Origin of the sequence: Phytobacter ursingii (assembly GCF_001022135.1) — a bacterium.
GTDB lineage: Bacteria > Pseudomonadota > Gammaproteobacteria > Enterobacterales > Enterobacteriaceae > Phytobacter > Phytobacter ursingii.
Window position 1 is genome coordinate 4,143,056 of sequence record NZ_CP011602.1, and the last position, 21,964, is coordinate 4,165,019.

Sequence of the window (21,964 nt, forward strand, 5' to 3'; positions counted from 1 at the left end):
GCTTCTGACAACGGAGGAACTTACCGTGCAACGTGAAGATGTTTTAAGCCAGACACTTCAGTTATTTGAATTAAGAGGGATTGCCGACACCACGCCGGAAATGGTCGCGGAACGTATTAACTATCCGTTAGAGGAGTTTTTGCGTTTCTGGCCGGATAAAGAAGCGCTGTTTTACGATGCGCTACGCTATCTCAGCCAGCAGGTTGATATCTGGCGCAGGCAGTTATTACTCGATGAAGAGCTGACAAAAGAGCAAAAATTGCTGGCGCGTTATGGGGCATTAACGGATTGCGTCAGTCATAATCGCTATCCGGGCTGCCTGTTTATCGCCGCCTGTACATTTTACCCCGACCCGGACCATCCGATACACCAACTGGCGGATCAGCAAAAGCAGGCGGCGTTCGCCTTCACGCATGACCTGTTAACCCAACTGGAAGTGGACGACCCGACCATGGTCGCGAAACAGATGGAACTGGTGCTGGAAGGCTGCCTCAGCCGGATGCTGGTCAATCGTAGCCAGACCGATGTCGATACCGCCCGACAGTTGGCAGAAGATATTCTTCGTTTTGCATGTTGTCGTCAGGGCGGCGCATTAACCTGATCAGTGCATAAATCCGGCCCAGGCGGAAATCAACAGGCAAAGTGCCATCGCCCGTTGAAACCAGATTAGCGATGCCGCGCTGCGAAAGAGTCGGTTTACCGCTTTGCCCAGTAGCGTCCACGCGCCCAGGCAGAGCACCGAAATGAGCAGGAAGCTCAGTGACAAAAACGACACTTCGCGCACGGGATGCGCGCCGTTCGGCGCAAACAGACTGACCACGGCCAACGCCATCATCCAGGTTTTGGGATTGATAAGCTGCAACATGGCCGCCGCTTTGCCGCTAAAGGGTTCGCCACTCTTCTCATTCAAATCCGCAGCCGGTGCGGTAAATAACTGCCAGCTCATCCAGCTAAGCCACAGTGCACCGGCCCAACTCATCCCCTCACGTAGCAACGGATACCCCCGCAGGAGTTCCCCTGCGCCCGCTCCGGAGATAAACACAATCAGGCTTGCCGCCACGCAGGCCCCGATTACCGCAGGTAGCGTGGCCCTGATGCCATAGCGTTGACTGCTGGTAAGGATCAGAATATTGGTCGGGCCGGGGGTTATCGACGCCACAAAGGCAAACAACATAAATGGCAGGTAGCTGTAGAGTGTATTCACAGTCGGGACTCCTTATTCTCCGTCCTGTGACTTTGGCGTTATTTATTGATGTCGTCTGGAAGATTTGTGCAAAGTTTCCGGTAATGGGCTGGCGATAGCCGATATGCCCGCTGGAACCACCTCCCCAGATGGCTTTGATCGGCAAATCCCAGCGCAGCCGCCACGCTCGCCGGTTGTTCGCCGCGGGCCAGCATACTTCGGGCATTGGCCAGCCGCAGTTGAATAAGCCAGGCATGGGGGGAGAGATGAAATTCACGTTTAAAACAACGGGTCAGGGTAAACCGGTCGGTACCCGTTTCGCGGGCCAGATCGGACAGGCCGATGTTTTCCCCCATATGGGCATGCAAATAATCCCGTGCGCGATGGGCCACCGCCGTGCTTTGCAGATGTGATGGCAGGCGCTTACGCCACTGGCTGTGCCGGGTGAGCTGCCCGAGCAGATCATCCATGGTACTTTGCTGCACAATACGCATCTCCTCGCTGTGCAGCGCATGAAAGGTCCGGGCGATCGCGCCAGCAAGCTGCGGCTCACGCGCCATCGTGCGGGAGAAATGCAGCGAATAACTGCAGGGTACGGACTCGTACAATCCACGGAGAGTGGAACTCAGCCACCTTTCATCAAGGTAAAATGTCAGGTAGGTGAAACCGCCCGCAACCGGCGCATCACCATCGTGAATTTCCCCAGGTTCGAGCAAGAAGGCATCTCCCGGCATGCTGCGATGCCGTTCACGACGGCAATGAAATTCCTGCGTACCGCTGAGGGTGATACCCACCAGATAGCTATCATGCCAGTGCGGATCGTACGCATGGCCTTCAAAGTGGGCGCGAATTGTTTCGATGCCGGTATCCGCATGTTGCCGCAGTTCCAGCCAGTCATTAGCCATATTGCCTCCGAAATCCCCGGGAACAGCATTACTCCCCCGTGCGGAAAAAATCTGGAAGATTTGTGCAATACGCCGTTTTGTGGCGCAGAATCACTCAGACTGCCGCAAACTTGAGCAACTGAACAGCATTTTTTGAAATAGAGTTGACGCATTACGGTGATTAGGGTTTAATGCGCCCCGTTGCCCGGATAGCTCAGTCGGTAGAGCAGGGGATTGAAAATCCCCGTGTCCTTGGTTCGATTCCGAGTCCGGGCACCACTTATTCAGAGAACCCAGCCTATGGCTGGGTTTTTGCTTTTCTGCAATCGGACTCTCCATCGAACGCCGTTCGATTATTCGCCGCAAGCGGCTCACCCCTTCGGGGCCTGCCTCGCTCAATAGCCTGGCAGGCCTTTTTATCCCGTACTTACGTCTGGTAACGAATCTCCCCCCATCAGGCTGGAGCTCCCCCTGAGCAGCACCTATACTGCGGTCATGCTTTAACCATCCCTCTAAAGCTTATGACAACCCAAACACTTACCCGTCAATGGCGTCTGCCTGGCGCCATCGTGGCAGTAATATTGTTGCTGGCCGCAGCCTTCGCTCTGCATACGCACTGGAACGCCTTTATCCAGTGGTGTCTGGCAACCCAGATTACGCTGCACCGCTATCTGGTGATGTACCTGCTGCAACTGAATAACCATCAGTATGCCGGGGGGCTATGGCTACTGACCGGTTCGTTCTTCTATGGCGTGTTACATGCGGTTGGGCCGGGTCACGGAAAATTTATCGTCACAACCTACCTAACTACCAACCAGGAGAGCCAAACCGCCGCCCGCGTCATCCCTTTTCTTGGCAGTCTGATGCAGGGTGTGAGTGCGATTCTTTTTGTCTTTATCCTCGCAGTGGGTTTTAACCTCGCCTCCGGCGATCTCAGTGAAAGTCGTTGGTACGTCGAGAAAATCAGCGCAATTATGGTTGGCGGGTTTGGCATCTGGCTAATCTTCAAGGCGATAAAAACCCTCAAACCACAGAAAATGAACATCACTGCCATGAGGCCGTTGCCTCATACGCATTATGACGAATGCGGCTGCGGGAATCACGGGGTGGGAATCAATATGTCGGGCGACTGGAAAACCCGGCTGGGCGTCATACTTGCCATTGGCGCACGCCCCTGTAGCGGCGCAATCATGATTTTGCTCTTTTCAAACGCGCTGGGCATTGTGAGCTGGGGGATTGCGGCAGTCATGACGATGGCATTTGGCACCGCTATGTCGATTATGGGTCTGTCACTGGCAGTGCGCTATGCCCGTAACCGTACTGCCGCCTTTTTCGGTCAGGAGGGCGGCAGCATGCCATGGCTGATACCGATGCTCAACATCGTCGGCGGCCTGGCGCTGATTCTGTTTGCCGTGGTGTTATTCTTAACCGTTGTTCCGGTAAGCCCTGGCGGTGATTATATTGCGGCGGGCTGCTGATAAAAAAGCCCGGTACATGACCGGGCTGTATCGGTTACTCGTTAATCCGTGGGTGCTGATCGACGAGGCGTGAGCGCTTCGCCTGTAGTTCAGCAATTTCCGCGTCGATATCTTCGATTTTCTGTTCAATATTATCGTGATGCTCGCGCAGAATTTCTTTCGCCTCCTGGATATCGGATGCCGCAGGCGTCGCCCCTTTTAATGGGCGGTTCGCCGTCTCCTTCATCGTAAGGCCCGTAACGAGGCCAATCACTGCAACAACCATCAGATAATACGCTGGCATCATCAGGTTCTGCGTGCTTTCAACCAACCAGGCGGCCAGTGTCGGGGTCAGGCCAGCAACCAGTACCGAAATGTTAAAGGCGCTCGCCAGTGCGCTATAACGAATATGGGTCGGGAACATTGCCGGCAATGTCGATGCCATCACGCCAATGAAGCAGTTGAGGATCACGGCCAGCATCAGCAATCCCGCGAAAATCAGCCCCGTCACGTTGCTGTTAATCAAGATAAACGCCGGGATGGACAGCGCAAACAGCGCCACGCTCCCCAGAATAATAAACGGGCGGCGGCCAAAACGGTCGCTGAGTAAGCCCATGACAGGCTGCACAAACAGCATACCGACCATAATCGCGATAATAATCAGCACGCCGTGGTCTTCTGAATAATTCAGGTTATGCGACAGATAGCTCGGCATGTACGTCAGCAACATGTAATAGGTCACGTTGGTCGCAATGACCATACCGATACAGATCAGCAAACTGCGCCAGTGCTTTGTCGCAATCTCTTTGAAAGAGACTTTCGGACCGTTTTGTAGCCCTTCGCGATCGCCCTGCTCCAGTTTATCCACATGCTGTTGAAACGCAGGGGTCTCTTCGAGCGCATGACGAAGATAAAGGCCAATAATCCCCAGAGGCAACGCGAGGAAGAAGGGAATACGCCAGCCCCAACTGAGGAAGTTCTCTTCACCAACGACCGTAGATATCAGCACGACAACGCCCGCACCGATAACAAAGCCTGCTATAGAACCAAAATCAAGCCAACTGCCCAGAAAACCGCGCCGACGGTCCGGGGAGTATTCCGCCACGAAAATCGATGCGCCGGTGTATTCCCCGCCCACAGAGAACCCTTGTGCCATTTTACACAGCAACAGCAGGACAGGTGCCCAAATACCGATGGTGGCATACGAAGGAATAAGCCCGATACAGAATGTACTGACGGACATAATCACAATGGTGATGGCGAGGATTTTCTGCCGGCCATATTTATCGCCCAGCATCCCGAAAAACAGACCACCCAACGGGCGAATAAGGAACGGGACGGAGAAGGTTGCCAGTGCGGCAATCATTTGCACACTGGGGTTGGCTTCCGGGAAAAACACTTTACCCAGCGCGTAAGCCACGAAGCCATATACGCCAAAATCAAACCATTCCATCGCGTTACCGAGTGAAGCGGCAGTTATCGCTTTTCGCAACTTCCCGTCATCAATGATGGTTACATCGCGAAGTGTAATAGGTTTAACTTTCTTCCTTTTTAACATGATGTCCTCTTTTGACTTTCGCCCTGAACCGCGCAATGGATAGCCATAGCAGGATTGCGCGTATTAAGCCGTGCATGCCGACTTACCTTGTTCAAGCGTAGCAGGTTTACTTACACTGGCTGGTTACAGCCTGTACAACCGAACCTGTTGACGCCTGGCAGGGCATTGTTTAACCGCCTTTTACCCTAACAGGGTTTAAAAACGTGATCAACTTCACACAAAATTACCCTGTGATGACAAACACAATTTTAGCAATCCACCTCACTTTCCGTCGAAACTGCGTTTTACTTAACGAGAAAATCTGTTTTTAACTTATAAAATATCCCAGAGCATTATTCATAAAACGCGCCATAACCCCCGTGATTATTATTCTGCTAGCTGTATTGGACTGCCTTTCATAAGAAAGTTCGTAACGCAAAGTTATTTAATTGTTCACATATAAATCTTTACACTGAATATGTGATGAAGATAACTAAAACACTGTTTTATTTTCATTGAATCAATATTCCAATGATCGCATCATACGCCCAGAAACAAACCAGAGAATGATAACGACGGTGCTTCCCGTGAAGGATTAACGGCGCCAGGTATTAAATAAAGTCAAACCAGGAAGGTTTAACTCATTGAATATCAAGTTTTTAGTTTCTCGGTCATGGTACATGATGAGATATGAGGATTTATAATGAAAATCAAAGCCACCATTGAACGCATCCCCGGTGGGATGATGTTAATACCTTTGCTGCTTGGGGCAATTTTAAATACGCTGGCTCCTAATACAGGCGCGTATTTCGGTTCTTTTACCAAAGGCATGATCACAGGTACGGTACCTGTTCTCGCCGTTTGGTTCTTCTGTATCGGCGCGTCAATTGATTTACGCGCGACCGGCACGGTCTTACGTAAATCCGGCACGCTGGTACTGACAAAAATCGCCGTTGCCTGGGTTGTGGCGATGATCGCCGCCACGTTTATCCCGGAAGGCGGTATTCAGACCGGTTTCTTCGCTGGCATCTCTGTACTGGCTATCGTTTCGGCGATGGATATGACCAATGGTGGCCTGTATGCCAGCCTGATGAACCAGTACGGCACGAAAGAAGAATCCGGCGCATTCGTGCTGATGTCGCTGGAATCCGGCCCACTGATGACCATGGTCATTCTGGGATCCGCAGGCCTGGCATCCTTCGAACCGCATCACTTTATCGGGGCGGTACTGCCGTTCCTGATTGGCTTTGCGCTGGGCAACCTCGACCACGACCTGCGTGCATTCTTTAGTAAAGCCACACCGGTACTGATCCCGTTCTTCGGCTTCGCGCTGGGTAATACCATCAACCTGAAAGTCATTCTCGACACCGGTCTGCTGGGTATCGTATTGGGTATCGCGGTTATCATCATCACAGGTATTCCGCTGATTATTGCTGACAAAGTCATTGGTGGTGGTAATGGTACGGCGGGTGTCGCCGCCTCTTCTGCGGCAGGCGCTGCGGTAGCAAACCCGGTAATCATCGCCCAGATTAACCCGGCGTTTGAACCGGTAGCCGCCTCCGCAACGGCGCTGGTGGCAGCAAGCGTCATTGTGACGGCGATTCTGGTGCCCATCATCACCGCGCTCTACGCCAGACGCTTTGGCGAGGTTCCAGAAACGATAAAAGCGGCAGACAAACCCGCCACCTCGCTCAATCATTAAAAAAAGCCCCCGACGATATACGCCGGGGGCCGCTTTTTAACCTGTTTGTAGCTATGTCCTGCAATTAGCCATCAACATTGGTTATCAACATTGGTTAATTGCAGGGCACATCTTTTTACTCACCGAAAATCTCATCGACCATAGCGCTGGCTAAGCGCGACGCCGAACACAGCCTGGGCATGCCCAACGCTACCGTCTGCCAGCTTTGGGTCACCGACCAGCAAATGGGGTGGCGCTCCGCATCGCACCAGTCGCCAAGCCAGCCCAGCAAATCTTTATAATCCATCAGGCCCGGTGTCGCGGGCGTTGTCAGCCACTGGTGATAAAAATGCCGTGTGGCTGGCGCAGCATTGATACCCTGCGCCAGAAAATCAGAAGCCATCGTACGCAGGTTATCTTTGAGCATAGAAGCCACCTCGCTGCTCGCCAGGCGGCAGGCGTCGCCAAAAGCGCCCCAGCGCAACTCTTCCAGCGCAACATAGCAGCGGCCCACCATCGACCAGCCGTTGTAATTCCCGGCCCGCCAGCGAGTAAAAATTTGTTCGCTGTGATTTCCCGCCTGGACCGTTAAACCACGCTGACCGAGCGCCTTCTCTTTCCAGTTCGCTCGTTGGCTAAAATGCTCAATTAATTCATCATATTGCTGCTGATTACCAGGCGTGCTGGTCGCCGGCCGGCGCTGCTCAGCCTGTTGCAGTGCGACCAGGCGCTGGGAGATGCGCGTGAGCGCAAGATGGCCGGGATCGAGCATGCTGGCTAGCTTTTCCGCCAGCCCCAGACGTAACGAGTCATTCTCATTTAATACGCCGGACATGGCCCACGGACGCAGTTGGGTTTGCGCCATTACTTCCTGGGTCAGTCTTTCACGAAACAACTGCTGTTGGGGCACAATCTGACTCTGGCGAGGCGCATCAGCACCCTGCACTAAATCCACAATGAACTTCGGATGAATGCACTCAAGCGTTCGCCCAGGCCCTTCCAGTAGTCGATTTTTCATAATTACTCTGCTGCGAATAGTGTTTGTATATCATCGCGTAAAAGACGTGCATCTTCTTGAATCCAGTTAGCAGTCTTGATGCAGTGTTTCAGGTGCTGACGCAATGCTAACACTGATGATTCGTTTTGCTGACGAATCGCGAGACTGTCACGCAAACTATCTTGTAGCCCTGCCAGACTGAGTGAGAACTCGGCAAAGAACGTCGCCATACCCGCCGTAACAGAAACATCGACCTGAGCAGCCAAAGCTTTACGAATTTGTTCACAAAAATTAGCAACATGCTGGACAAGCTTGTTATGCAATGACGCCACATCAATGACATAGCGTGTACGGGTCACCACATAATCATCCCAACCCCAGCTCGGATTATTTAGCCAGCGCGAGACCGTTTCACGTACGCTTCCGCTACGTGGCGCCTGCCCTGCCGGGGTATCTTCCGGCGCGATCGCATTGGTAAAAAGCTGGCGAGTATTAAAGTTGAGTGCGCTTGCCTGGAATGCCGGGAAACTGATACGAGCCCGGAAACCAGCGTGGCTGAGCTCTTCTTTAATGCGCATCTCAATCGGGCGCATCGCATCATTGAGTGAGCGGGCCAGGGTATTTTCCAGTTGGTCAAAACGCATCGCCAGTTCGCGACTGATCTTCTCCTGCGCGGTGACAAAAATCGCTTCGCAGGAGGAGCGCATTTTACTCAGGACAATCTGCGCCTGCCCTTCATCTTCCAGCACCAGTTGGCCTGGCGAAAATCCCGAATCAAGACGCAGGTCGGCCTGACTTTCGCTGGCCATTTCCATCATCCTGCCATCGCTAAACCAGGCGTTAATGACTTCAATAATTTCCAGTTGCTGGCCATGAATGAACACGTCCGCCGCCGCCAGCGCTTCATCCACCTCATGATCAATCTCATCGCTGACGCGCTCCTGACAATTTTTCAGTAGCGTCATATCTTCTTCAAGGCGTGTGATATTGTGCTCAAGGTTCTCAAACGCAACTGTCAGCCCCTGGTAGCGGAAGTCAAGATATTCCCGGGCGCTCTGGGCGTAATTAAGCAGCTTATGCGACGCCGAACGCAGCGCATACAGCGACGCGTTGGCGTGTGCGGCATGCAGCAACTTGCGAATCGGTTGCTCAAACAGCGAGTCTTCCCACAGCAGGTCGGCGGCGTGATGAATATGCTCAACGTCATCCAGGTCGGCCATTCTCCAGCGTCTGCCCAGCGCCGCTTCGGCAAAATCCTGCACCCAGCGCTGTTCTTCCGGGTCGGGTAATTTCCCCTGCTGTTTGATTTCATGACGGGCGCGGTTCGCCAGATAGCCCCACATCGACGAGACGGGAAAAATCTGCGTCGGGTTGATATACCCTTTCATTAGCGTTCCGGCGATCAGCGCCCGTACCTGTTCTTCGTCATCGCTATTACGGTCTTTTTGATCGAACTTATTCACCAGCGCATACAGCGGAACAGAGCGCCCAACAGCGGAAATGGCGTGGCGTACCTCTTCATCAGAGATCGACTTAAGCTGGGTGTAATCCATCACCGCCAGTACCGCAGACGCGCGCGCCAGTTGCTCATTAAGCATCTTGTGCAGATGCGGCTGTCCCGCTTCGTTTGGCCCTGGGGTATCAAGCAGCGTCAATTGCCCCAGGTCGTTTTCAAGACCCGCCAGGTGAACAAATTCCACTTCAATAACCGGGATATTCTCTATAGAGGCATAAGCCGAGAAGGGAAAATCAACATCCAGCGCTTTTGACAGACGCACCAGGTCGTTAAGGCTCTTTAAACAATGAAAAATGGGCTGTGCGCCCAGATAATGTTTGTCGAATGCATCTCCTTTAGCGATGCGTTCGAGCAGGGCGCTCATGTCCTTATCGATTTCGAGCTTTTGCGCCAGCTTTTCACGGTCATAGGTATAAAGCCGCGTCTGGAGTTGCTGGGTCAACGTATCGATTGGCCCGACATGGGCGAAATGAAGTACAGGCTCTTTCTGGCCCGGTGTGTGGCGAATCAGTGTCGGTAGCGCCGTCATAGGGCGGTTGCGATTAGGCAAAACCTCAGTACCCACAATCGCGTTGATTGTGGTCGACTTACCTGCTTTCATCGTCCCGACAATCGCTAGTACCATCTCCAGTCGGGTGATTTTCCGTAATTCGTTGTGCAGAGTGGCTTGCTGCGTCTCAATGCCGCGAGCGCTAAAATGTAATGGCAGTACATTTGCGTTATCTGCTTTGCTGGAAGCCGCCTCATTAAGCGTTGCAATCGGCAGGGATTTGAGCGCCTGCAGATTATGCAAGGAGAGTTGTAACAACCTCTCTGCTTCCTGGCTTAATTCGAAAATTGTCTGTGTGTGCATGATAAAAGTCTTTCCTTAACGCAAATTTCTTACTTTTATTAAGCCGCGATGTTTTTATTTGTGAAGTTTCGGCTTTTATAATTACGTGTGGAAAATATCTTATAGAAGATAAATGCCTGATGGGAATCAGGAAAAATGTAATTTCTCGGTAGAGAATGACAGAGCGCGCCGTCCCGGACATAAAAAGCCCGAGAGATAGAGAGCGTAGCTCATTTTCAAGAACGACCAGGATATATCGTCATTTATTTACCCCCCCAATTTGCGAGGTAATTAACTGTCTTCGTCAGAAGACGCTGCTGACATGACTGTTTGCTAATTATTCACACCGGTTGCGTCACCTCACCTTATCTGAATTGGCAATGGGTAGCAATTTCCCGAGGAAAATATTCTAAATATCATACATAAGCTTTTTTCTCTCATCACCTGGGCTTAGCATCGCCTAAGGCAATGACAGGTTATGTCACCTGCATCACCTTTTTTATCTTTTTCTGAAAAAAAGAATAGCAACAGTAATTATACGGACTTGATGTATAATCGCGGACTTTTCTGGCATAAACCGCCTTTTTCGCTGGCCTGTTTCCAGCATCATATGTACTTTTTCGAGGATAACCCATGCAACTGCCAAACTGCCCGAAATGCAATTCTGAATACGCTTATGAAGATAATGGCATGTTCATCTGCCCGGAATGCGCCCATGAATGGAATGACAACGAAGCAGCTGCCGAAAGCGACGAATTGATTGTCAAAGATGCCAACGGCAATTTACTGGCCGACGGCGACAGCGTCACTGTCATTAAAGATCTGAAAGTAAAAGGAAGTTCTTCCATGCTGAAAATCGGCACGAAAGTGAAGAATATCCGTCTGGTCGAAGGCGATCATAACATTGACTGCAAAATCGACGGATTTGGCCCAATGAAGTTGAAATCCGAGTTTGTTAAAAAGAACTGATTGTCGTTCTACACACCAGCGGATTAGAACTCATCTTCCAGTCGGCGTTCCTCGTCATCCAGTTGACGACGCTCCTGATCGAGCTGACGCTGCCGGTCATCGAGCTGGCGGCGTCGGTCTTCAAGCTGTCTGCGCCGGTCTTCATAGCGTCTGCTCTGCTCGTCACTACGGCGGCGATCGTCATCATACTGCCGATCATCGTCGTTACGGCTATCGCTGGGGTGATAGGCATCATTGATGGCCCGCTGAATATTGCCGATGGCATCATCGACAATGTCAGCACGGGCAATATGGCTGGTAAGAGAGAGTGCGCTGATAAACAGCAAGATTGCGTAACGTTTCATAAAGCCAGTCTCAATAGTGGGCTGGCTTTACGTTAATCAAGCGCCATTCTCACGAGTAGCGGAGGAATCTCAAACTACGTCGGTTAGCCGCTTACAAACCATAGCGGTCAATGATCTGCCGATGGCGCTGTTCATCCAGCCCACCTTTAGCGGCGACGCTAAGCCAGTGCACCGGATGCGGCCAGTCACGCGTAAGCGTGAGCAACATATTGTCCACTTCCTGCGGCAGCATCGATAACGGCGTAGCCAGATTAAAATACACGCCTGGCAGCGGATGCTCAGGATGTTCGCGATCGGTTATTTCATAATCCGCTTCGCTGCTCACCCACACTTGCCCACCGAATTCGCGCACTTTTTTCTCAAACTGATCAAACATCTCCTCGCCCGGATAAACGCCATCAACAAACCATGATGGGGCATAGCTGCCTTCTTCAATGATTTCGACAACATCATAGAGACCGATAAAATATTCCCGCTCGGCTTCATCTTCCGGAGGGGTATTGAGCAGTTCGACATCAAAGACCACGCTGTCGCCTAAATGCTGCTGCGCTTTCGGCCAGGCCGGCTGGAAGACTCTGGCCGTGGCAGGCCCGGTACGCTGAGCAAGGTAGTAAACATAGTCGTGCTCTTCCCTGAAACGTAGCCGCACAGCTCCCCAGTTTTCTTCAATGGGGCCGTCTTCGCTTTCGAATTTCATTCCCAGCTTCGTTCCGGCCTCACGCACCAGCGCCCACTCCTCCTGAATACTCGCCGCCGTGATCAGATCCCACAGCACATTGTTAGTCTCTTGTTCCTGCGCCTCAAGCATCGCAATAGCACGCTGAAGACGTGGGATAGCCCGCTCGCTGGCGCGCAGTTTCATTGCCGCACGGCTCGCCATCAACAATGGAGCAATTTTACTGCTACCTTCTGGCGTATTGAGCATCGACTCACTCAGAGTTTCCAGCGCCGCCCAATCCTCATTACCAAAGGCGACCTGCATTTCGAACCAGTACGCGACGTGGGGGAGCGTATCGCGATAGTCCTTAGCGAGGGCTAATATCTCATCGAACCGCCGCGTACGTAGCAACACGCCCAGCAACTCGAAAAGCAGAGGGGACTCACTCTGTGGATGGCGTAACCGCCAGGTTTGCAGCAGCGCGATGGCTTCATCAGCGGCATGGCAAGCCTCCAGTGCGGATGACGCCAGCGCAACCAGTTGTTCATTATCAGGCAACTGCATGGCCGCCAGTTTCAGCCATTCCGCCTCCTGTTCAGGGTCACGCCCCTCGTTTTGTTTACTGCGCTCTTCAAGCCACTCATACAGCTCATCTGCAGGAACCGGGAGCAGCACTTCTTGTTCTTTACCGGCAATGTCGCGTTCAAGTTCCGCCAGGGTGCGATCGGCGCCCATTTGTTTACGTAAACGCGGCAAACAGGCTTTTGCCTGCCCTAACGCCCGGCGGGCAATCCAGGTCGCGTTGCGCGCCAGCGCCAGACGAATATGCACTATCGCGGTATCTATTGCTGCCCGCCAGGCCTGTCGGGCGATACGCTGCTCCAGGATTTGCTGTAACGACACGCCTGTCTGCCAGTTGTTATAAGACGCATCATGGCGGCAAAGCTGGTCAATAATCCTCACCCAACGGACGACGCCGCGTGTTTGCAGTTGCTTCCAGTGGATCAGACTGTTGCAGGCGTCATCCAGCCGTCCCATACAGGCATAGGCTTCCGCGCGGATCATCGTGCGCGTAAGCCGTATCTGTTCGGCGCAGCCTTCCAGTTCCTCAGGCGCGCAGAGGGGTTCAATCACCGCCAGCGCGTCTTCATAACGCCCTAAGTAAATCAATGCTTCGGCTTCGTTTTCCAGCAGGCCAGTGACATCAGGCTCCCCTGCATCACGCACTTTTTTTATCTGCCCCCGAATGTAATCCAGCGCCTGCTGCGTTTCGCCTTTATCGACCATGGCGCAGAATTGCTCGTCCGATAAACACTGGAAACAGCTCCATAACGGCGTAATACGTTCCATTGTTTCCTGACACACGGCAATACGTTCATCCGCCCAGCCCGGGCCGTCGATATTGCCGTAGCAATCGCTGAGATCCTGAGTAACACAAACGGATTGGGGGCACGCAATAGCATCCGGTTGATGGGCGCGCTCAAAGAAAGTCACCGCATCACCCAGCGCTGTCTCACCTTCTCCCATGCCCAGTCGATGGCGCATCTCCCAGTGGCCAATGAACACCTCAAGCCAGGGATTCCCCGCCGTCTTCTTAAATGATCGCGCCTCCGGCAGTAACGCTTCGCTCACATCAGGCTTAACGTCACAAATGGCGTTAATTAATTTATTCAAATGATCTGTAATATAGGGTTGGCCTGCAGCATGAAGATCCCTTTCATATTGGTTGTACCATTGCCATATATCCATTTTATTATTCCCCTTTATGTGCAAGAAATTGAGTCATTATTATCTGGTTAATATTATCCAGCGCCTGATGAAAATCATTGGGTCCCGAACGTTGCAGCTGAAAAGATAAAATGACCTTCAGGCTTTTCAATAACTGACAGGCAACATCAGTGTGTTTCCCGTTTTGCCAGGAAGCAGAAAGCGCCTTAATGGCCGGATTATTAAAATTAATATAGAGCTGTTTATCGGACTGCTCGCTGATCCGTTGAGTAAACTGCCGTGCCAGCATCAGTGCCGCAGTACTCATTCGTCGATCGGCATCATCTTGTTCCAGCCGCTGTTTCAATTCGACTTCGCGATTCGGCACCACCACAAAGGGGAGCACTGCGGGCTCAAAGCGTGAAATAACACACTCTTCATCGTCAGCCAGTTGCTCGCGCCACCACTGTTCTTCTTGCTGGCTAATCTCATGGCAGGAGAACAATGATTGATTACCGCCCGAGGTGCCAATTTCAATCAATCGCGCTGAATAGAGCGTTGCCCAACGGCGAAGAAACGGTATAACGGCATAGCGATGCCCCAGCGCAACGGGGCGCCCGGAAAGACGAAATAACATCTCCTCGAAGGAGCTCTCTTCTCCCGGCATCACCAGTAGCGTATTTTGCTGACGCAGATGGCTGACCGGAATCTCCCCTTTTGAGGTCGGGATGAGCAGATCATCTTTGAGCAGATCAAACAACCTTTCATCGCAAATCGCTGCGCCTAACAAGGCTTCATTATGACGCAGCAGTACACGCCGCCAGATAGCCGGCTGATTTTTTGCCAGCTCGCCCAGACCTTTAATTAACCCTTCGGCTAACGCATGCTGCGTGGCGAAATAGGCGTCATCACGCTGTAAATCTTCCCGATTCGCCGTGGGCGTCAGGATGTTGGACTCTACAACACCGCCAACAAAACCTGCCCACAGCGGCAACAGATCGTGTGCCTGATCGTCGAGCAGCATGCCGCGCAAAAAGAGCGACAGATTACGGTTATCGCTGGTGCCGTAGGTCGCGCCATCCTGAATCCAGAGAATGCCGACCACATCGCTTTTGCCAGAAGGGGTGATATCAATGGTGCAAATAGGGGTAAACGTACGTTCAAAACGGCTGGCGAACTCAATATTCTGCTTCTGCCGAAGCCCGGGATGGAGGACGACCGGCGATTCGTGGTCCCGGCGCCAGGGGGGTGAAAGATGGTTGACCGCCGTCTCCGATTGACCCACAAACAGCGGTTCACGCATTAACACGCAATAGCGGCCAAGCAACGTTTCCAGCAACGGATTATCCGCAAGATAGCTAAACTCGTCTTTGAGGCTGAGGGTGACCGTAAAGCCTGGCTCCCTGGGGAAGGCAGATTCGATTCGGTACGTTTCCCCGTTATCTGAACGATAAACCCACCCTTCCTGAGGCGTTTTCCAGGAGGTAGTATGGACAGTAACCTGCCGTGCCAGCACGAATGACGATAAGAAACCCAGGCCGAACATACCAATGAGACCGGTGTCATCATCCTCCTGACGCAATTGCCGCGTATAGCCTATTCCGACCGTTGCCAGGAATTCATGGATTTCCTGTTTTGTCAGACCCGCGCCCGAGTCAGAAATCGTAATCGTTTTATTCTGCGGGTTTCCGGTAACCCGAATTTCAGGCGTGAAGGCAGAAGTAACGTCCTCCAGCCTGCGCCGGACTATCGCATCATGCGCATTTTGCACCAGCTCACGTAACGCGACGATGGGCGTGGAGTAAAGGTGTTTACTTAATACCTGCATAAGGCCATGCAGGTTTACCGCGGTATCATGCTGCTCAATAGCGACGATCTTATTATCCATAATTTTTTCAGATCTCTGATTTTTCAATTACATTGCAGACAGGTAAGTATAGGTGCAGCTACAAAAAATTCGCGACTCCATATTATTATTTTCGGTCAGGAAGAATAAGCCGATAAAATCTTAAAGAATGTTGATTAATAGAATATGAATTATTACGGAAGATACTGTTCTTCCTGTAACGTGACGCAACATATATCAATGAGATGACAAGGTTATTAATTGCTGTCGCATACCATAACGAAATGGAATAGAATTTCGCTGTTCACTCTCTCCGTATTATCGCGGCTGCTGAACCCGATCAATCTGTGAGAGAAAATACAATGGAAAAACCCCGTAGCCGGGACTGGCGCCTCGCCCAAAAGCGGCGCAAGAAATCCCGTGATGTTCACACCGCGCGTTTGCGTTTTCGTGGCGAAAAAAACTGGAAGATGCTGTACCTGCGTTCTGAAAAAGTCTCGCGGGCCGCACAACTGGGAATGGAGTATCCACGGATAACCCGTCGACAACGGACGAAGCGTGGCCTGGAAGAGTATCTGCTTGCCAATGAATGTCCTTTTCATTTGTAGCCGCAATCAATGGCGCAGCCCCACGGCGGAACAGGTGTTCCGCCGTTATGCCGGGCTTAATGTCCGCTCCGCAGGCACCAGCCGTAATGCCAAAAAACCGGTTTCTGCCGAATGGCTTCAGTGGGCGGATGTTATTTGCGTGATGGAACAGGAACATAAAAACCGGTTAATGGCCGACTTTCGCCGCATCATCGGCAACAAGCCGCTTCATGTTCTCGACATCCCTGATGACTACCGCTACATGGCGCCTGCATTGATCGCGCTGCTCGAAGAGATCGTTCCTCCGGTACTTGGCCTCGCCAGTGATGCCACCCCGCCGACGCATTCTTAGCGTTGCTGTTGCTCTATCGCCTGAATCGCCTCAACGCGCGTAAGATGGCGCCCTCCTTCAAACTCGGCGGCCAGCCAGCTATCGACAATCATTTTCGCCAGCTCAAGGCCAACAACCCGTGAACCAAACGCCAGGATGTTGGTGTCGTTATGCTGACGGGAAAGCTGTGCCGAATAAGGCTCGCTGCACACAACGGCACGAATGCCAGGGTATTTATTAGCGGTAATAGAGATACCGACGCCCGTACCACAAATCAGAATGCCGCCTTCCACTTCCCCTGCCACCACCGCCTCCGCCACTGCGCTGGCAAAGCGTGGATAGTCAGTGCGCTCACCTGACCACGTACCTTTATCGATAACGTCAACCCCCCTCGCCGCCAGGTGCGCCAGAATATCCCCCTTAAGAATGAAACCGACGTGATCGCAGCCGAACGCAATCCTCTTCATGTTTTCCGCCTTATGATTGAGCAAACTTTACGGACCCGGTGACCTTTGTGATTTCTGACCGGTTTTCTGCTGAATAAAACCCCAAAATCACCGGGTTCAGCGCCTTTTCTACACGGCATTAATTTACAAATCAACTAATCGTTGTGTTCTAATCATCAAAATAAAAAATATCACCATCAAAAATATAAATATAATTTATTGATATTATTGTAATTAATTGAAAATCTGCATACCAGAACATCCTCTAACTTCACAAAAAATAAAACTTTATGAATTTAACTATTGTGTGAAGTTAGCGACATATTTATGATGATGCCTGTGGTGATATAGTGTCGTCATCAATACAAAAACAAGAGAAAGCAATGAGTCAGTCAGAGTTTGATCAAGGACTCCCTAACGGTATCGGCCTCGCCCCCTGGCTGCGAATGAAGCAGGAAGGAATGACCGATAACGAGAGCCGCATTGTGGACTGGTTACTTACACCAGGTAATCTGAGCGACGCGCCAGCCATTAAAGATGTGGCGGAAGCACTCGCCGTGTCAGAGGCGATGATTGTTAAGGTTTCAAAGCTGCTGGGCTTTAGCGGTTTTCGTAACCTGCGTAGCGCACTCGTGGACTACTTTTCTCAGTCCGAGCAGGTTCTCCCCGCAGAACTTGCTTTTGATGAAGCACCACTGGATGTGGTGAACAAGGTTTTCAACATCACATTACGCACCATCATGGAAGGTCAGTCGATTGTGAATGTGGAAGAAATTCATCGCGCGGCGCGCTTTTTCTACCAGGCGAAACAGCGGGATCTTTACGGCGCGGGCGGATCAAATGCCATCTGCGCGGATATCCAGCATAAGTTTTTACGTATCGGTGTACGCTGCCAGGCTCATCAGGACGCACACATAATGATGATGTCCGCAGCGCTATTACAAGAAGGCGATGTTGTACTGGTGGTTACCCACTCAGGGCGGACAAGCGATGTTAAAGCAGCAGTGGAACTGGCAAAAAGGAATGGGGCAAAAATTATTTGCATCACACATAGCTATCATTCGCCCATTGCCAGGATGGCTGATTTTATTATTTGCTCGCCAGCACCAGAGACGCCTTTATTAGGCAGAAACGCATCTGCAAGAATATTACAACTGACATTACTCGACGCATTCTTTGTATCGGTTGCTCAACAGAATATCGAACAGGCGACCAAAAATATGGAAAAGACCGGTGCAATTGTTGATTTCTTTTCACCGGGCGCATTAAAGTAAAACTAAAAAAGGTTAATCCCATTATCTCTGTGGGATTAACCACAACGCTTCCCTACAATGAGAATACTGCTATGAATAAATACCTGAAAATATTCAGCGGCGCTGCTATGGGTTTAATGTTATCTACCAGCGCGTTTGCTGCCGCCGACTATGCCGTCGTATTAAAAACACTGTCTAACCCATTCTGGGTGGATATGAAAAAAGGCATTGAAGACGAAGCGAAAACTCTGGGCGTCAGCGTAGATATTTTCGCATCTCCTTCAGAAGGCGATTTTCAGTCACAGCTTCAGTTATTCGAAGATCTGAGCAATAAGAATTATAAAGGTATCGCATTCGCACCACTCTCTTCCGTCAATCTGGTTATGCCGGTTGCGCGTGCATGGAAAAAAGGTATTTATCTGGTTAACCTCGATGAAAAAATCGACATGGATAACCTCAAAAAAGCAGGCGGTAACGTCGAAGGCTTTATTACCACCGATAACGTCGCCGTTGGTGCAAAAGGTGCGGACTTTATCGTAGAGAAACTGGGTACACAGGGTGGTGAAGTGGCCATTATCGAAGGTAAAGCCGGTAATGCGTCCGGTGAAGCACGTCGTAACGGCGCTACCGAAGCCTTTAAAAAAGCCAGCCAGATTAAACTGGTTGCCAGCCAGCCCGCCGACTGGGACCGTATCAAAGCCCTGGACGTTGCCACCAACGTACTGCAGCGTAACCCGGACCTGAAAGCGTTCTACTGCGCCAATGACACCATGGCGATGGGCGTGGCTCAGGCCGTAGCTAATGCTGGCAAGACAGGCAAAATACTGGTTGTCGGCACCGACGGTGTTCCGGAAGCCCGTAAGATGGTCGAGGCGGGTCAGATGACCGCCACTGTTGCCCAGAACCCGGCTGATATCGGCGCCACTGGCCTGAAAATGATGGTTGATGCAGCGAAAACAGGTAAGGTTATTCCGCTGGATAAGGCCCCGGAATTCAAGCTGGTCGATTCAATCCTGGTCACGAAGTAATGCAGGTCAGTTCGGCCTGATGCCCTCACCCCTGCCCTCTCCCACTGGGAGAGGGTGAAAGGCAAACAGTGCGATGAGGGTCAGGGTGAGGGGAAATACGCGGCTCCAACAAAAGGTAATAAAGGAAACTCATTATGGTCACGCCATATATTTCGATGGCGAGTATCGGCAAATCCTTTGGTCCGGTTCACGCATTAAAATCCGTCGATTTAACTATTTACCCTAATGAAATACATGCATTATTGGGTGAGAATGGTGCCGGTAAATCAACGTTAATGAAAGTATTATCGGGAATTTATGAACCGACCAAAGGCACCATCACCATTAATGATATTAATTACGACAAACTCGATCATAAGCTGGCGGCGCAACTCGGCATTGGTATTATTTATCAGGAACTCAGTGTTATTGATGAATTAACCGTACTGGAAAATCTGTATATCGGCCGTCACCTGACGAAGAAGGTTTGTGGTGTCAATCTTATTGACTGGCGAGAAATGCGCGTCCGCGCCGCAATGATGTTATTGCGTGTTGGCCTAAAAGTAGACCTTGATGAAAAAGTGGCGAATTTATCTATCAGCCACAAACAAATGCTCGAAATTGCCAAGACATTAATGCTCAACGCCAAAGTTATTATTATGGACGAGCCAACTTCTTCGCTGACGAATAAAGAGGTTGATTATCTTTTTCTGATAATGAATCAGCTACGCAAAGAAGGGACGGCAATTGTTTATATCTCTCACAAACTGGCTGAAATCCGCCGTATTTGTGACCGCTATACCGTCATGAAAGACGGCAGCAGCGTCTGCAGCGGCCTGGTCAGCGATGTCTCTAATGACGACATCGTCAAACTGATGGTCGGCCGTGAGTTACAAAACCGCTTCAACGCAATGAAAGAGAACACCGGCAACGTTGAGCGAGACACGGTGTTTGAAGTGAAAAACGTCACCAGCCGCGACAAGAAAAAAGTGCGCGATATCTCGTTCAGCGTCAATCGCGGCGAGATCCTCGGCTTCGCCGGGCTGGTCGGTTCAGGGCGTACCGAACTGATGAACTGCCTGTTCGGTGTGGATAGACGCAGCAGCGGTGAAATCCGTCTCAATGGCAAAGTTATCTCTCCGCGTTCCCCGCTGGACGCACTGAAAAAAGGAATGGCCTACATCACCGAAAGCCGCCGCGAGAATGGTTTCTTTGGCAACTTCTCTATCGCCCAGAACATGGCGGTAAGCCAGAGTCTGAAGAAAGGTGGCTATAAAGGTGCAATGGGATTGTTTAATGAAGTCGAAGAGCGAAACGTTGCGCAGGCGCAGCGTGAGTTGTTGGGGCTGAAATGCCACTCCGTCGATCAGAACATCACCGAGCTTTCCGGTGGGAATCAGCAGAAGGTACTGATCTCCAAATGGCTGTGCTGCAACCCTGACGTGGTCATTTTCGATGAGCCGACACGCGGTATCGATGTTGGCGCAAAAGCTGAAATCTACAAAGTGATGCGCCAACTGGCGGATGACGGAAAGGTCATCCTGATGGTGTCATCCGAACTTCCTGAAATTATCGCCGTCTGCGACCGCATCGCCGTGTTCTGCGAAGGACGACTGACGCAAATCCTGCCCAATCGCGACGATATGAGCGAAGAGGAGATTATGGCATGGGCATTACCACAAGAGTGAAAAGCGAAATGAGCGAGAAAAAGCCCTTCAACTTCGCGCTGTTCTGGGATAAATACGGCACCTTTTTTATCCTGGCTATCATCGTCGCGATCTTTGGCACAATGTCGTCCCAGTACTTCCTGACGGCGAATAATATCACGCAGATCTTTGTCCAAAGTTCGGTGACAGTACTGATCGGTATGGGCGAGTTCTTCGCCATCCTGATTGCTGGTATCGACCTGTCCGTCGGCGCAATTCTGGCGCTCTCCGGGATGGTCACCGCCAAGTTAATGCTGGCCGGTGTTGACCCTTTCCTGGCAGCCGTAATCGGCGGCGTGGTGGTCGGTGGCTTACTGGGCGCCATCAACGGTTGCCTGGTGAACTGGACAGGGCTACATCCATTCATCATTACGCTTGGGACCAACGCCATTTTCCGTGGGATCACGCTCGTTATCTCTGATGCCAACTCGGTTTATGGCTTCTCCTTTGATTTCGTTAACTTCTTCGCCGCGAGCGTTATCGGCATCCCGGTGCCGGTACTCTTCTCTCTGGCCGTGGCGATCATTCTCTGGTTTCTGACCACCCGTATGCGCCTGGGTCGCAACATCTATGCGCTCGGCGGTAACAAGAACTCTGCGTTTTATTCCGGTATCGATGTGAAATTCCACGTTCTGGTGGTGTTCATTATCTCCGGCATCTGCGCCGGGCTGGCGGGCGTCGTTTCCACCGCACGTCTGGGTGCCGCAGAACCACTGGCCGGTATGGGTTTTGAGACCTACGCCATTGCCAGCGCCATCATCGGCGGCACCAGCTTCTTCGGCGGCAAGGGGCGCATCTTCTCAGTGGTTATTGGCGGGCTGATTATCGGCACCATCAACAACGGTCTGAATATCTTGCAGGTTCAAACGTATTACCAGTTGGTGGTGATGGGCGGACTAATTATCGCCGCAGTCGCCCTGGACAGACTGATCAGTAAATAACCTTATCGCTTTAGGTCGCAGGTGTTCTGCCTTGTCGGTTGGCTCCTTACCAGGGAATTGACGAGCCGATGGGCTTCTTGCC

General features: G+C 51.5%; 19 protein-coding genes and 1 tRNA gene. 11 read left to right on the forward strand and 9 right to left on the reverse strand.

The window, feature by feature from the left end:
- Positions 1 to 25: 25 nt before the first annotated feature.
- A complete protein-coding gene (locus AB182_RS23080; RefSeq protein WP_047372129.1) occupies positions 26 to 601 on the forward strand; it encodes a transcriptional regulator in 576 nt (191 codons plus the stop codon).
- On the opposite strand, the gene AB182_RS23085 is transcribed toward AB182_RS23080, so the two are convergent.
- Positions 602 to 1,204 (reverse strand): LysE family translocator, encoded by a 603-nt coding sequence (locus tag AB182_RS23085; RefSeq protein WP_047372130.1) that lies wholly within the window; start codon positions 1,202 to 1,204, stop codon positions 602 to 604. It lies immediately after the preceding gene.
- Positions 1,205 to 1,242: 38 nt separating this feature from the next.
- Entirely contained in the window at positions 1,243 to 2,088 is an 846-nt protein-coding gene (locus AB182_RS23090) for an AraC family transcriptional regulator (RefSeq protein WP_047372131.1), read from the reverse strand.
- A 182-nt stretch (positions 2,089 to 2,270) separates the two neighbouring features.
- Here AB182_RS23090 and AB182_RS23095 point away from each other — a divergent pair.
- A tRNA-Phe gene (locus AB182_RS23095) sits at positions 2,271 to 2,346 on the forward strand.
- Between the two features lie 242 nt (positions 2,347 to 2,588).
- Positions 2,589 to 3,545, forward strand: coding sequence for a nickel/cobalt transporter (locus AB182_RS23100; RefSeq protein WP_047372132.1), 957 nt, complete (start codon positions 2,589 to 2,591; stop codon positions 3,543 to 3,545).
- 34 nt (positions 3,546 to 3,579) lie between these two features.
- Here AB182_RS23100 and proP read toward each other — a convergent pair whose 3' ends face one another.
- Positions 3,580 to 5,082 (reverse strand): glycine betaine/L-proline transporter ProP, encoded by a 1,503-nt coding sequence (proP, locus tag AB182_RS23105; RefSeq protein ID WP_047372133.1) that lies wholly within the window; start codon positions 5,080 to 5,082, stop codon positions 3,580 to 3,582.
- Between the two features lie 682 nt (positions 5,083 to 5,764).
- Between proP and kdgT the strand changes: the two genes are divergently transcribed.
- The gene (kdgT, locus tag AB182_RS23110; RefSeq protein WP_047372134.1) at positions 5,765 to 6,763 is read left to right on the forward strand and encodes a 2-keto-3-deoxygluconate transporter; all 999 of its coding nucleotides are present in this window, start codon (positions 5,765 to 5,767) and stop codon (positions 6,761 to 6,763) included.
- A gap of 115 nt (positions 6,764 to 6,878) precedes the next feature.
- Here the strand turns inward: kdgT and AB182_RS23115 are convergent, their stop codons facing one another.
- Positions 6,879 to 7,760, reverse strand: coding sequence for a diguanylate cyclase regulator RdcB family protein (locus tag AB182_RS23115; RefSeq protein ID WP_047372135.1), 882 nt, complete (start codon positions 7,758 to 7,760; stop codon positions 6,879 to 6,881).
- Positions 7,761 to 7,762: 2 nt separating this feature from the next.
- Complete coding sequence (gene crfC, locus AB182_RS23120) at positions 7,763 to 10,108, reverse strand: clamp-binding protein CrfC (protein ID WP_047372136.1); 2,346 nt, start codon at positions 10,106 to 10,108, stop codon at positions 7,763 to 7,765.
- 612 nt (positions 10,109 to 10,720) lie between these two features.
- On the opposite strand from crfC, the gene AB182_RS23125 reads away from it, so the two are divergent.
- Positions 10,721 to 11,056, forward strand: a complete 336-nt coding sequence (locus AB182_RS23125; protein ID WP_039077861.1) for a zinc ribbon domain-containing protein YjdM — start codon at positions 10,721 to 10,723, stop codon at positions 11,054 to 11,056.
- A 23-nt stretch (positions 11,057 to 11,079) separates the two neighbouring features.
- On the opposite strand, the gene yjdP is transcribed toward AB182_RS23125, so the two are convergent.
- The 3 genes from yjdP to AB182_RS23140 all read right to left on the reverse strand — a co-directional run bounded on the left by yjdP (position 11,080) and on the right by AB182_RS23140 (position 15,653).
- Entirely contained in the window at positions 11,080 to 11,400 is a 321-nt protein-coding gene (gene yjdP, locus AB182_RS23130) for a DDRRRQL repeat protein YjdP (RefSeq protein ID WP_047372137.1), read from the reverse strand.
- A 91-nt stretch (positions 11,401 to 11,491) separates the two neighbouring features.
- Positions 11,492 to 13,807, reverse strand: coding sequence for an ATP-binding protein (locus AB182_RS23135; protein ID WP_047372138.1), 2,316 nt, complete (start codon positions 13,805 to 13,807; stop codon positions 11,492 to 11,494).
- A gap of 4 nt (positions 13,808 to 13,811) precedes the next feature.
- Positions 13,812 to 15,653, reverse strand: coding sequence for an ATP-binding protein (locus tag AB182_RS23140; protein ID WP_047372139.1), 1,842 nt, complete (start codon positions 15,651 to 15,653; stop codon positions 13,812 to 13,814).
- Positions 15,654 to 15,973: 320 nt separating this feature from the next.
- Between AB182_RS23140 and AB182_RS23145 the strand changes: the two genes are divergently transcribed.
- Together AB182_RS23145 and AB182_RS23150 are read left to right on the forward strand one after the other, a co-directional pair.
- Positions 15,974 to 16,219, forward strand: a complete 246-nt coding sequence (locus AB182_RS23145; protein WP_047372140.1) for a hypothetical protein — start codon at positions 15,974 to 15,976, stop codon at positions 16,217 to 16,219.
- Entirely contained in the window at positions 16,197 to 16,550 is a 354-nt protein-coding gene (locus AB182_RS23150; protein ID WP_047372141.1) for a low molecular weight protein tyrosine phosphatase family protein, read from the forward strand. Before AB182_RS23145 ends, AB182_RS23150 begins: the two co-directional genes overlap by 23 nt.
- Here AB182_RS23150 and rpiB read toward each other — a convergent pair.
- A complete protein-coding gene (gene rpiB / locus AB182_RS23155; protein WP_047372142.1) occupies positions 16,547 to 16,996 on the reverse strand; it encodes a bifunctional allose-6-phosphate isomerase/ribose-5-phosphate isomerase RpiB in 450 nt (149 codons plus the stop codon). The genes AB182_RS23150 and rpiB overlap by 4 nt on opposite strands.
- A 362-nt stretch (positions 16,997 to 17,358) precedes the next feature.
- Here rpiB and AB182_RS23160 point away from each other — a divergent pair, with 362 nt between their 5' ends.
- The 4 genes from AB182_RS23160 (at position 17,359) to alsC (ending at position 21,882) form a co-directional block, all read left to right on the forward strand.
- Complete coding sequence (locus AB182_RS23160; protein WP_047372143.1) at positions 17,359 to 18,249, forward strand: MurR/RpiR family transcriptional regulator; 891 nt, start codon at positions 17,359 to 17,361, stop codon at positions 18,247 to 18,249.
- 71 nt (positions 18,250 to 18,320) lie between these two features.
- A complete protein-coding gene (gene alsB / locus AB182_RS23165) occupies positions 18,321 to 19,256 on the forward strand; it encodes a D-allose transporter substrate-binding protein (RefSeq protein WP_047372144.1) in 936 nt (311 codons plus the stop codon).
- 134 nt (positions 19,257 to 19,390) lie between these two features.
- Positions 19,391 to 20,923 (forward strand): D-allose ABC transporter ATP-binding protein AlsA, encoded by a 1,533-nt coding sequence (gene alsA / locus AB182_RS23170; protein WP_047372145.1) that lies wholly within the window; start codon positions 19,391 to 19,393, stop codon positions 20,921 to 20,923.
- Positions 20,902 to 21,882, forward strand: coding sequence for a D-allose ABC transporter permease (gene alsC, locus AB182_RS23175; RefSeq protein ID WP_047372146.1), 981 nt, complete (start codon positions 20,902 to 20,904; stop codon positions 21,880 to 21,882). Before alsA ends, alsC begins: the two co-directional genes overlap by 22 nt.
- Positions 21,883 to 21,964: the final 82 nt, after the last annotated feature.